The organism is Enterobacter cloacae complex sp. IR5403, assembly GCF_049238705.1.
GTDB classification, from domain to species: domain Bacteria; phylum Pseudomonadota; class Gammaproteobacteria; order Enterobacterales; family Enterobacteriaceae; genus Enterobacter; species Enterobacter hormaechei_C.
Map to the genome: position 1 here is coordinate 18,380 of NZ_JBMKHP010000021.1, position 12,206 is coordinate 30,585.

General features: G+C 48.3%; 10 protein-coding genes and 3 pseudogenes. 9 read left to right on the top strand and 4 right to left on the bottom strand.

The window, feature by feature from the left end:
- Nucleotides 1-39 precede the first annotated feature (39 nt).
- From ACOTW6_RS20270 to etk, 3 genes are read left to right on the top strand one after another with little or no spacing between them, the layout of a single operon-like run.
- On the top strand, nucleotides 40-1,179 hold the full coding sequence (locus ACOTW6_RS20270) for a polysaccharide export protein (protein ID WP_106613226.1): 1,140 nt from the start codon (nucleotides 40-42) through the stop codon (nucleotides 1,177-1,179).
- A complete protein-coding gene (etp, locus tag ACOTW6_RS20275; RefSeq protein ID WP_000057871.1) occupies nucleotides 1,167-1,613 on the top strand; it encodes a protein-tyrosine-phosphatase Etp in 447 nt (148 codons plus the stop codon). Before ACOTW6_RS20270 ends, etp begins: the two co-directional genes overlap by 13 nt.
- A gap of 19 nt (nucleotides 1,614-1,632) precedes the next feature.
- On the top strand, nucleotides 1,633-3,813 hold the full coding sequence (gene etk, locus ACOTW6_RS20280) for a tyrosine-protein kinase (protein WP_047731730.1): 2,181 nt from the start codon (nucleotides 1,633-1,635) through the stop codon (nucleotides 3,811-3,813).
- A gap of 119 nt (nucleotides 3,814-3,932) precedes the next feature.
- Here etk and appA read toward each other — a convergent pair whose 3' ends face one another.
- The 3 genes and pseudogenes from appA to cydB all read right to left on the bottom strand — a co-directional run.
- Nucleotides 3,933-5,231 carry a bifunctional acid phosphatase/4-phytase gene (gene appA / locus ACOTW6_RS20285; protein WP_109867319.1) on the bottom strand — a complete coding sequence of 433 codons (1,299 nt, stop codon included), beginning with the start codon at nucleotides 5,229-5,231 and terminating at the stop codon, nucleotides 3,933-3,935.
- Between the two features lie 79 nt (nucleotides 5,232-5,310).
- Nucleotides 5,311-5,403: a cytochrome bd-II oxidase subunit CbdX gene (cbdX, locus tag ACOTW6_RS20290; RefSeq protein WP_000270305.1), complete on the bottom strand. Its 93-nt coding sequence runs from the start codon at nucleotides 5,401-5,403 to the stop codon at nucleotides 5,311-5,313.
- A gap of 12 nt (nucleotides 5,404-5,415) precedes the next feature.
- Nucleotides 5,416-5,775, bottom strand: a pseudogene (gene cydB / locus ACOTW6_RS20295) (cytochrome d ubiquinol oxidase subunit II); the annotation flags it as partial.
- 171 nt (nucleotides 5,776-5,946) lie between these two features.
- On the opposite strand from cydB, the gene ACOTW6_RS20300 reads away from it, so the two are divergent.
- The 3 genes and pseudogenes from ACOTW6_RS20300 to ACOTW6_RS20310 all read left to right on the top strand — a co-directional run.
- Complete coding sequence (locus ACOTW6_RS20300) at nucleotides 5,947-6,225, top strand: hypothetical protein (protein WP_338404821.1); 279 nt, start codon at nucleotides 5,947-5,949, stop codon at nucleotides 6,223-6,225.
- Between the two features lie 523 nt (nucleotides 6,226-6,748).
- Nucleotides 6,749-8,014 carry a tyrosine-type recombinase/integrase gene (locus tag ACOTW6_RS20305; RefSeq protein WP_080865721.1) on the top strand — a complete coding sequence of 422 codons (1,266 nt, stop codon included), beginning with the start codon at nucleotides 6,749-6,751 and terminating at the stop codon, nucleotides 8,012-8,014.
- A 279-nt stretch (nucleotides 8,015-8,293) separates the two neighbouring features.
- Nucleotides 8,294-8,524 (top strand): annotated as a pseudogene (locus tag ACOTW6_RS20310) (HNH endonuclease); the annotation flags it as partial.
- A gap of 152 nt (nucleotides 8,525-8,676) precedes the next feature.
- Here the strand turns inward: ACOTW6_RS20310 and ACOTW6_RS20315 are convergent.
- Nucleotides 8,677-9,662: pseudogene (locus ACOTW6_RS20315) on the bottom strand (hypothetical protein).
- A 240-nt stretch (nucleotides 9,663-9,902) separates the two neighbouring features.
- On the opposite strand from ACOTW6_RS20315, the gene ACOTW6_RS20320 reads away from it, so the two are divergent.
- The 3 genes from ACOTW6_RS20320 to ACOTW6_RS20330 all read left to right on the top strand — a co-directional run bounded on the left by ACOTW6_RS20320 (nucleotide 9,903) and on the right by ACOTW6_RS20330 (nucleotide 12,199).
- A complete protein-coding gene (locus ACOTW6_RS20320) occupies nucleotides 9,903-10,853 on the top strand; it encodes an IS1595-like element ISKpn3 family transposase (RefSeq protein ID WP_172750868.1) in 951 nt (316 codons plus the stop codon).
- A gap of 144 nt (nucleotides 10,854-10,997) precedes the next feature.
- Nucleotides 10,998-11,600 carry a DUF1819 family protein gene (locus tag ACOTW6_RS20325; protein WP_097595476.1) on the top strand — a complete coding sequence of 201 codons (603 nt, stop codon included), beginning with the start codon at nucleotides 10,998-11,000 and terminating at the stop codon, nucleotides 11,598-11,600.
- Nucleotides 11,597-12,199: a DUF1788 domain-containing protein gene (locus ACOTW6_RS20330; RefSeq protein WP_000566901.1), complete on the top strand. Its 603-nt coding sequence runs from the start codon at nucleotides 11,597-11,599 to the stop codon at nucleotides 12,197-12,199. Before ACOTW6_RS20325 ends, ACOTW6_RS20330 begins: the two co-directional genes overlap by 4 nt.
- Nucleotides 12,200-12,206: the final 7 nt, after the last annotated feature.

The following is a 12,206-nucleotide window of genomic DNA, read 5'->3' on the forward strand; positions in this document are numbered from 1 at the left end:
GTAATTCATAACATTACATTGACTGATAAATATAAACCAATGAAAAAGAACATTTTTAAGTTTTCGGTACTGACATTGGCTGTTCTGTCTTTGACAGCATGTACCCTTGATCCTGGTCAGAATTTATCGACCAGGAACAAGGATGTCATTGAACTACCTGACAATCAGTATGACCTGGACAAAATGGTCAATATCTATCCCGTCACGCCAGGATTGATTGATCAGTTGCGCGCCAAACCGATTATGTCGCAGGCTAACCCGGAGCTGGAGCAGCAAATCGCGAACTATGAATATCGTATCGGCATTGGTGATGTGTTGATGGTTACGGTCTGGGATCACCCGGAACTAACCACCCCCGCAGGGCAATACCGTAGCGCCAGTGATACCGGCAACTGGGTTAACGCCGATGGTGCGATTTTCTACCCCTATATTGGTCGCCTGAAAGTGGCCGGGAAAACACTTACCCAGGTACGCAACGAGATTACAGCGCGTCTCGATTCAGTCATTGAAAGCCCGCAAGTCGATGTCAGCGTCGCGGCGTTCCGCTCGCAAAAAGCGTACGTCACCGGCGAAGTCAGCAAATCGGGTCAGCAGCCGATTACCAATATTCCTCTGACCATCATGGATGCGATTAACGCCGCGGGCGGTCTGACCGCAGATGCAGACTGGCGCAATGTGGTGCTCACCCAGAATGGCGCAAAGACCAAAGTGAACCTCTATGCGCTGATGCAGCGTGGCGACTTGCGCCAGAACAAACTGCTGCACCCGGGCGATATTTTATTTATTCCGCGCAACGATGATCTGAAAGTCTTCGTGATGGGTGAAGTGGGTAAACAGAGCACGCTGAAAATGGACCGCAGCGGTATGACCCTGGCGGAAGCGCTGGGTAACGCTGAGGGTATGAATCAGGATGTCGCTGATGCGACGGGGATTTTTGTTATTCGTGCAACGCAAAACAAGCAGAATGGCAAAATCGCCAATATTTATCAGCTGAATGCGAAGGACGCATCGGCAATGATACTCGGAACGGAATTCCAGCTTGAACCTTACGACATTGTTTATGTCACTACCGCGCCGCTGGCTCGTTGGAACCGTGTGATTTCCCTGCTGGTACCGACGATTTCCGGGGTGCATGACCTGACAGAGACTTCGCGGTGGATTCAAACATGGCCCAACTAAAATTTAACTCAATCCTGGTGGTTTGTACCGGCAACATTTGCCGTTCGCCCATTGGCGAGCGCTTGCTGCGTAAACGTCTGCCAGGCGTAAAAGTCAAATCGGCAGGTGTTCATGGTCTGGTAAAACACCCTGCAGATGCGACAGCAGCAGATGTTGCCGCTAATCATGGCGTATCTCTTGAAGGACATGCCGGACGTAAGCTCACTGCTGAGATGGCACGAAATTACGATCTGATTCTGGCAATGGAGTCGGAACATATTGCTCAGGTTACCGCAATCGCTCCCGAGGTCCGCGGGAAGACAATGCTGTTTGGGCAATGGCTGGAACAGAAAGAGATCCCGGATCCCTATCGTAAAAGTCAGGACGCATTTGAACATGTCTACGGTATGTTGGAGCGCGCCAGTCAGGAATGGGCGAAGCGCCTCAGCCGGTAATTTGAGTTTATAAAATACGATGACAACTAAAAATATGAATACGCCACCAGGCAGCACTCAGGAAAATGAGATCGATCTGCTTCGTCTGGTCGGCGAGTTATGGGATCACCGTAAGTTTATTATCAGCGTGACCGCGTTATTCACACTGATCGCTGTCGCTTACTCGCTGTTAAGCACGCCAATTTATCAGGCAGATACTCTGGTCCAGGTTGAGCAGAAACAGGGCAACGCCATTCTCAGCGGCCTGAGCGATATGATCCCTAACTCATCGCCCGAGTCTGCACCGGAGATCCAACTGCTGCAATCGCGCATGATTCTCGGTAAAACCATTGCTGAACTGAATCTGCGCGACATGGTTGAGCAGAAGTATTTTCCGATTGTGGGTCGCGGCTGGGCGAGATTAACCAAAGAAAAACCAGGTGAGCTGGCGATCAGCTGGATGCATATTCCACAACTGAATGGTCAGGATCAGCAACTGACACTCACGGTTGGGGAAAACGGCCACTATACGCTGGAAGGTGAAGAGTTCACCGTCAATGGTATGGTCGGCCAGCGTCTGGAAAAAGATGGCGTTGCGCTGACTATCGCGGACATTAAGGCCAAACCAGGAACACAGTTTGTCCTGAGCCAGCGTACCGAACTGGAAGCGATTAACGCGTTGCAGGAAACCTTTACCGTTAGCGAACGCAGTAAAGAAAGCGGGATGCTGGAACTTACCATGACTGGTGATGATCCCCAGTTGATTACTCGTATTCTGAACAGCATCGCTAACAACTATTTGCAACAGAATATCGCTCGCCAGGCGGCGCAGGATTCACAAAGCCTTGAATTCTTACAGCGCCAGTTGCCAGAAGTGCGCAGCGAGCTGGACCAGGCGGAAGAAAAACTCAACGTTTATCGCCAGCAGCGCGATTCGGTTGACCTTAACCTGGAAGCCAAAGCCGTTCTTGAGCAGATTGTGAACGTTGATAATCAACTCAATGAGCTGACCTTCCGCGAGGCAGAGATCTCCCAGCTGTATAAGAAAGATCACCCAACTTATCGTGCGCTGCTGGAAAAACGCCAGACGCTAGAGCAAGAACGCAAACGCCTGAATAAGCGGGTATCGGCTATGCCTTCCACCCAACAGGAAGTGTTGCGTTTAAGTCGTGACGTAGAAGCGGGCCGTGCGGTATATCTGCAATTACTTAACCGCCAGCAGGAGTTGAGTATTTCGAAATCCAGTGCCATTGGTAACGTGCGGATTATCGACCCGGCAGTCACTCAGCCGCAGCCAGTGAAACCGAAAAAAGCGTTGAATGTGGTGCTTGGTTTTATTCTTGGCCTGTTTATTTCGGTGGGTGCCGTGCTGGCGCGTGCGATGTTGCGTCGTGGTGTAGAAGCCCCGGAACAACTGGAAGAGCACGGCATCAGCGTTTATGCCACCATCCCGATGTCCGAGTGGCTGGATAAACGTACCCGTCTGCGTAAGAAAAATTTATTTTCTAATCAGCAGCGCCATCGTACTAAAAATATCCCCTTCCTGGCGGTGGATAACCCGGCGGATTCTGCTGTGGAAGCCGTACGTGCGCTACGAACCAGTCTGCATTTCGCTATGATGGAGACTGAGAATAACATTCTGATGATCACCGGTGCGACGCCAGACAGTGGTAAAACATTTGTCAGTTCAACTCTGGCAGCGGTGATCGCCCAGTCCGATCAAAAAGTGTTATTTATTGATGCCGACTTACGCCATGGTTATTCGCATAACCTGTTTACCGTGAGTAATGCACATGGCTTGTCGGAATATCTGGCAGGTAAAGATGAGCTCAACAAAGTGATCCAGCATTTTGGCAAAGGAGGCTTTGATGTGATTACTCGCGGTCAGGTGCCACCTAACCCGTCTGAACTGCTGATGCGCGATCGGATGCGTCAATTACTGGAATGGGCGAACGACCATTACGATCTGGTGATTGTCGATACGCCGCCGATGCTGGCGGTGAGCGATGCTGCGGTCGTGGGGCGCTCTGTCGGCACCAGCCTGCTGGTTGCGCGTTTTGGCCTGAACACCGCCAAAGAGGTGAGCTTGTCAATGCAGCGTCTGGAACAGGCAGGCGTCAATATTAAAGGCGCTATCCTCAATGGTGTGATTAAACGCGCCAGCACCGCTTACAGTTACGGCTATAACTATTACGGTTATAGTTACTCCGAGAAAGAGTAAAACTGAAGGTAAAGTGACCGGATGCGGCGTGAACGCCTTTTCCGGTCTACGCATTAGACAGTTCTTCGTTTGTCATCAGCCTCAGAGCATTCAGGTAGCTGAATGCTCTTTTTTATGCATTACAAACTGCACGCCGGTATGCGTGCTTCATTCACGATTTGCGTAAAACCGGCCAACGAACACATGCCCTGCGCATTTCGCTCTTGACATCCTGCCAGGGTCAGTTTCACCTCTCCGGGCGGCGTATTTAATGACAGCGGCGTTTTATCACGCATCTGCTGTAAAGTCTGGAAGACCAGCGAAACCTGAATCCACTGGCTGTTATCGCTTAGCCGACGCCAGCGTTCAAACACCAGTTCACCACCTGGCGGCGTGTTATCCGGCTGACCTGGAAGCGTCCAGTTGAGCTCCAGTGCGCCGCCGAGATTTGCCAGATTAGTATCGTGTCCGGCGATAAACAGCACTGAAGTGGGTAATATCACACCATACGCCTGTTTTTGCGGTGGATGGGGCGTCAACGCTGTCATGATCAAATCCAACAACGGGGTGGCGCGGCTGCGGGCAACCTCCGGCGTGCGTTGTAGTAAATAAAATTGCGCGTTATGCAAACTTAGCAACGTGTTCCACTGGTGTGAATCAGTGATCCTTCCCCACCCCGGCTCCGGCATTCCCTGTGCCTGTTGCAGGAGAAATATCTCCGTCAGCATTGATGCGAGGCTTACCGCACCGGTTAATGAGACATTGTCGGCGCTCACCTTGAGTTCCGATGGTAATGCCTGCGTTAATGAACAGCTTTCGTCCTGTTTCTCACGGTTAAGGCACAAGTTTGATTGCGGAAAATTAAGCACCCGTTCCAGTTCGCGAAACGCCGTTTGCCGATGCCCGGTAAAGTCAGCAATTGACCCTCCTGCCCTGCTGAGGATCGCGTCAGTCACGTTCGCGTTATCCAGTTGGCAAACGCCAGTTTTTAGAGGATTAAATAACGGATCGGGACTGGACGTATCTGCCTGGGTATGTACGGTTATTGCACAGTCAGGTGCCAGCCCGGCGGCGAAGGCTTCGCCTGTTTTACGGGTACGCTCGTCGACATCAGCAATAATCGCGACCTGACCAGGCTGCGGGCAGCCCTTTTTCGTCAGCAATCCGTCGGCTACCAGACGCTGGCGTTGGTAATGTCCGAGATAAGCGATTAGCTCACCACCGCGCGGTGTCAGCCAACCCAGTTTTACCGGCCAGGTTGGCCATGCGTCTGGGGTGACATCCTGCATCAGTTGCGTGGCCTTGGTTGGGGCACGCACACCATGACGACTGACAATCACCACACTTTCCAGCTTCAGCTCCGGCTCACTCTGAGCGAATGCAGATTGCGGGGTTAACGGAATCAGAAGAGATAAAAATGGGATCAAGATCGCTTTCATCGATATGTTTCCGCTTTTCATATCCGACATTATTGATTGCCTGATACGACGCTAATGCGCCGCATCAGACTTACGTTCGTTAACTTTTCAATCGCGGGTCCAGCCATACCAACACAAGGGTGGAGAGCGAACACATCAACAAAATGCCGACGAACCAAAGTAAATACCACATTGTTCCTGCTCCTTAGTACAGCTCGTTTTCGTTACGGCGGAGAGTTTCTGTCGTCATGCGCCCCCACATTTTGTAGTAGCTCCAGAGAGTGTAGAGCAACACAATGGGCAAAAATATCAGCACGATTACCAACATAATACTCAGCGTCAGCTGACTGGAAGTGCTGTCCCACAACGTCAGGCTGGAGATTGGACTCACGCTTGACGGCATGACAAAGGGGAACAGCGTGATGCCTGCCGTGAAAATCACGCCAAATTGCATCAATGATGCCATCAAAAATCCCCAACCCGGGCGACCACGATAAATCGCCATCACCGTCAGCAATGGGCAGAAGAACCCCAGTAGCGGGAAGATCCACAAAACGGGCGACTTGAATCAGACCTGTTATGATCGATGAAGCGCTGGTTAATGTTAATGCTAACTGGATAGATTTTAAACGCATATTCAAATGATTAGCGTCCAGAACTTACAGAAACCAGTGCTTGATTTTGGATGGTAAAGTGCTGAACGGACGTATCACAGGAGAATGCTTATGAGCGTAATATAAAAGACGATCGACTCCGCACCATCGCTACCTTTGATGGCAAGACCCTGAAAGACGACCGGCTCAGAACCATCTCAACTTTTGACGGTAAAACCCTGAAAGACGACCGACTCCGCACCATCGCTACCTTTGATGGCAAGACCCTGAAAGACGATCGACTCCGCACCATCGCAACATTTGATGGTAAAACACTTAAAGACGATCGACTCAGAACCATCGCGACAGTTAATGGTAATGTTAGTATTGTTGTTTTGGCGTTTGCTGCTCGGCTATTTTAGGGCTAAGAGCCTATCTCAACAGAGATTAATACTTTACCCAAAAGATATAATATCAGTATCTAAAAGCCTGCACCGTCTGATTTTTAGTCATTGAATCGCGAGAACGGGAGATAATTTCTCTTCTATGGGTATAGGCTCATAATGGTAGGATTCTGGTAGCTTCGAAACGCCGTATTTAAGCAATACTTAAGTCATGAAGAACCAAACTTAAACATTTTTCTCAAGGTAAACCAGTAAAAAACTGTTAGTGCTGATGGATCGTTTGGGCTCTTTTAAAGGGATTGAAAATCCCCGTGTCCTTGGTTCGATTCCGAGTCCGGGCACCAAATTCATATCAACGGACCTCCACGGAGGTCCGTTTTTCGTTTCAGAACGCCACAATTTAAGCGTTCTGCCTCCAAATCAATTCTACCGAACTCAACCAGATTCCCCCCACATCAACCCCATTGTGTGGGTATAATTGCGGGTATACCCCAGTTCGACAGAATTTGTACCCTCTTTAACGCATTCAGAAGGCTGAACTATGGCACTGACTGACGCAAAAATCCGGGCTGCAAAGCCCACCGACAAGGCTTATAAACTCACTGACGGGGCCGGCATGTTCCTGCTGGTTCATCCTAATGGTTCCCGTTACTGGCGTCTCCGTTATCGTATTCTGGGTAAGGAGAAAACCCTGGCACTTGGTGTGTATCCGGAAGTTTCTCTCTCCGAAGCTCGTACAAAACGGGATGAGGCCCGAAAACTGATTTCGGAGGGGGTTGACCCTTGCGAACAAAAAAGAGCTAAAAAAGTAGTCCCTGATTTACAACTCTCTTTTGAACATATTGCACGACGCTGGCATGCCAGTAATAAACAATGGGCACAATCACACAGCGATAAAGTACTCAAAAGCCTCGAGACACACGTTTTCCCCTTTATCGGCAACCGGGATATCACAACACTCCGTACCCCGGACCTGCTTATCCCTGTTCGTGCCGCAGAAGCTAAACAAATTTATGAAATCGCCAGTCGTCTGCAGCAAAGAATATCTGCTGTAATGCGTTATGCCGTACAGTCTGGCATCATCAGATATAATCCTGCTCTGGATATGGCTGGCGCATTGACCACTGTAAAACGCCAGCATCGCCCCGCTCTTGATCTTTCTCGCCTGCCTGAACTTTTGTCGCGTATTAGCAGTTACAAGGGGCAACCTGTCACCCAGCTTGCCGTTATGCTGAATTTACTGGTTTTTATTCGTTCCAGTGAACTCAGATACGCCCGGTGGTCTGAAATTGATATTGACAATGCCATGTGGACTATTCCAGCCGAACGCGAACCTCTGCCCGGCGTAAAATTCTCACACCGGGGCTCCAAGATGCGAACACCACATCTTGTGCCACTCAGCAAACAGGCTGTAGCCATACTGACAGAACTTCAGACATGGGCAGGTGAAAATGGTCTGATATTTACGGGTGCACATGACCCGCGTAAACCAATCAGTGAAAATACTGTAAATAAAGCCCTGAGGGTGATGGGGTATGACACAACCCAGGAAGTCTGTGGCCATGGATTCCGGGCGATGGCGTGCAGTGCATTGATTGAATCAGGTTTGTGGTCCCGCGATGCTGTGGAACGTCAGATGAGCCATCAGGAGCGTAATGGTGTACGTGCTGCGTATATCCATAAAGCAGAACATCTGGAAGAACGGCGACTGATGTTGCAATGGTGGGCCGATTTTCTTGATGCGAACCGGGAGAAGGGTATCAGTCCGTTTGAATACGCAAATGTTAACAATCCGCTGAGAAGGTGATAGAAGGCTATTCACACACATGCTCTTCCCCATGGGGAAGAGCAACCTGCTCCAATAAATTTCTTTTTTATTCCGGCTGATAGCACCGCAATCACCCGTTCCCTTTAAATAGCCACTTAGCATTCGGCGTAAAATTTGACAGAGAAGGACTATCTCAGCAGGAGCTTAAAGTGTGGTTTTAGGCATAATGTCAATTGACTCACCATCTGGGAATTGTAGATGATTGACATAGTTTCCCAAACGGAAAAATCACTTCCCTGCTTGGAAGAAAATCTGCGAGCACATATAAAATGGAAACAGCACGGCGGCCCTTGTGAAATCCCCAATGGCCTGGCGTTTTGCGCAATTCACCATAAAGCCTTTGATAAAGGATCGATTGGTCTGGATGAAAATATGCGGGTACTGGTCTCGGATGCGGTAAACGGCGGAGGGATTGTTGAGAGGTTATTCTGGCATTTTGACGGGAAAACTATTGCGTTGCCACAGGTGCGTAAAAATTACCCTTTTTAGGGGGGTGTAGAGTGGCATCGGAAAGAGGTTTTTAGGGGGGGAGGTTGATAATACCGCGCCCCCATAATCTTGCCATCTCTTACATTGAGATGTTAAAAGCTACAAATGCTCTCCCTATTTTTCAATGTAGACATTTATAGCAATATAAAAATTTATTGTTCAGCTTTTTCAACAACAAAACCATTTTGCTGTACAAACTCAATCAAGGGTTCAATATTAACAATACCCCATTGATTAGAAATAGTAACAATTTCACCAGAAGGAAGTGTAATCAATGCATCTTCGTTGATATGATAGCGACTCTTTTGCTTCTCTGGTATCTGATCGATAAGTATAACTGTACGTTTTTTAAAGTCTTCACTTAATCCACTTATTAAATCATTATAACTTGCAGGATTAAATTGTTTTATCCAATCGCGTAATAACTCAAGCGCTAAATTACGTTTATTAAGTTTTTTATCTTTGTATATATACCACGTATAGTCCTTCTCTTTTTTCTGACTGCTAATTAGTTGTTCATCACGTTTTTCACGAAACTTAACTTGATATTCTTCCAATTCAGGAACCGGTATAATTTGCTCTGCATTGATAAGAACATCATCATTAAATCTATAAGGCGTCAGACGAATGCATCGAATGTCTACCCCCTTATCTCTTAACCAAATCGCAGTGGTAGTCAGTTCCTTGCTAAAATCCGATGAAGCCAAAACAATTCTGATATCTTTTCCGAAATCAACAAGCTCAGTTTCATCCAGCTCAACAAATTCAAGTATTTTTTCTTTCGCATCGGCATCGCAGTTTTGTTTTTTCAAATACGTCTGGAAATATTCACATGCTTTCGCAAAACTCATTGTGGAAATCATCGCCGCATATCGTAGTGCCTGTAACTCCATATGCGCACCCGTTTCATCACGTTTTAATTCGATAACCACTAAATTTGCCTGTTTATCGATTGCCAATAAATCAATTCGCCGATGGCTATCTTCCCAGTCAGAAATCACCAGACAATCAGGAGCAATAATATCTATATTTTTTTGATTGCTTCTTGTAAATCATAACGTTCCTGTAATCCTTCCAGAGTAAAGGTCGTTTTTTCTAAAGCATGTAGTTCTTTATTTGCGATATTGTACAGCGCCACGTTTATCTTCCTTTTTTAACTCATTTTACAGGGACTTTAACACAGTTAAAATTTTATTTCCTGAGCTGTAATCGATTAAGCTGATGCATTCAATGGGAATGATATAGGGTCATTTCCAGTCTCACTTATAGAAATGGCTAAAGCATGACTCTCGCCAAAACCGTTCCTGATTACCCATGATTAGCAGTCAGTTACCACGAACTATACTGATCTTACGTACAGTTATCGAGGTGCGAGATCATGGCCAAAAGCAAAATCCAATTCCAGAAAGGCTACAGCCTGTTTGAGTTTCTCAAGGACTATGGCACTGAGGCTCAGTGCGAAAACGCGCTGTTCACTTGGCGTTTTCCTAACGGCTTTGTCTGCCCTGAATGTGCCAACAAGACCTGTTGTCGCCTGAGAAGGCGGCCACGTGTGTGGCAATGCAATCACTGCCGTCACCAGATGTCATTGACTGGAAACACGATTTTCGCAAACACCAAGCTCCCACTGACCAAGTGGTTTCTGGCAATGCACCTGTTGTCACAAACCAAAACAGGCTTGTCAGCGATGGAGCTAAAGCGCCAGTTGGGCGTCAAATATGACACCGCCTGGATGCTCAAGCACAAGCTGCTGCAAGCCATGAAAGAGTCCGATGACAAGCAGCCCATCAGCGGCATCATTCAGCTCGATGATGTCTACTGGGGTGGCGAGCGCCGTGGTGGCAAACGGGGTCGGGGCGCGGCAGGCAAGACGCCGTTTGTGGCAGCAGTGGCCCTGAACAAGGAAGGACATCCAATCAAGATGCGGATGACGGTGGTCGATGGTTTCAAAACCAAGTCCGTTGCTGATTGGGCAAAACGGCATATTGCCAGTGGTAGCGCGGTGATATCCGATGGATTGGCCTGTTTCAAAGCGGTCAAGGAGGCCAATTGTGAGCACCTGGGTGTTGTCACCGGGGGCAACCTGGACTGGCTGGATCATCCGGCATTCAACTGGGTAAACACGATGATAGGAAATGTGAAAAACTCGCTGCGGGGCAGTTGTCATAAGCTCGGAGCGAAGCATTTACCAAGGCATCTTGCTGAATACTGCTTCCGGTTTAATCATCGTTTTGATCTCAATAGCATGTTGGTAGAATTGGGGCATGCAGTCGTGTCAAGCCCTCCGATGCCATATCGACTCTTGAAGCTGGCTGAGGGTCATGGGTAATCAGGAAACCGTTTATGTGTTGTACATAACGCGATCATCCCTCTCACAAATTGCCTTTTCTCATGGCATCTCGCCCGGTCCCCCATTACAATCACTTTTTGTTTTTTGCGAGCTGCATTCCAGTCTTCAGAGGGTTTTTCGATGATTAAAAATGACAAGGCATGGATAGGAGACTTGCTGGGCGGACCGCTCATGAGCAGGGAAAGCCGCGTCATTGCCGAACTGTTGCTAACCGATCCCGATGAACAGACATGGCAAGAGCAAATTGTTGGCCACAACATTTTACAAGCCTCTTCTCCTAACACCGCAAAACGTTACGCGGCAACAATCAAGCTTCGCCTGAACACTCTTGATAAAAGCGCGTGGACATTGATTGCCGAAGGTAGTGAGCGGGAACGCCAACAACTTCTGTTTGTGGCTCTGACGCTACATTCGCCGGTAGTTAAGGATTTTCTGGCTGAAGTGGTGAACGATCTGCGCAGGCAGTTCAAGGAAAAGTTGCCTGGCAATAGCTGGAACGAATTTGTGAATAGCCAGGTTCGCCAGCATCCGGTACTCGCCAGCTACTCAGATTCATCTATTGCAAAAATGGGAAACAATCTGGTAAAGGCGCTTGCTGAAGCGGGTTATGTGGATACGCCCCGCAGACGTAACCTGCAGGCAGTTTACCTTTTACCGGAAACTCAGGCAGTGTTACAGCGCCTGGGGCAACAGGACTTGATATCTATTCTGGAGGGAAAACGGTGATAGATCCCGTTCTTGAATATCGCCTGTCTCAAATCCAGAGCCGCATTAACGAAGATCGCTTCCTCAAAAATAACGGCTCCGGAAATGAAATTGGTTTTTGGATCTTTGATTATCCCGCACAGTGCGAACTGCAGGTACGGGAGCATTTGAAATATCTGCTCCGGCATCTGGAAAAGGACCATAAATTTGCCTGTCTGAATGTCTTCCAAATCATCATCGATATGCTCAATGAGCGCGGCCTTTTCGAGCGCGTCTGCCAGCAGGAAGTCAAAGTGGGTACTGAGACGCTGAAAAAGCAGCTTGCTGGTCCGTTAAATCAGAAAAAAATCGCTGATTTTATAGCGAAAAAAGTCGATCTGGCTGCCCAGGATTTTGTCATTCTTACCGGCATGGGCAACGCCTGGCCATTAGTACGCGGTCATGAACTGATGAGTGCCTTGCAGGATGTCATGGGGTTCACCCCACTGCTGATGTTTTATCCTGGCACCTACAGCGGGTACAACCTTTCCCCGCTCACAGACACCGGTTCACAAAATTATTATCGCGCTTTCAGACTGGTACCAGATACGGGACCCGCAGCAACATTGAATCCTCAATGAAGAGCAT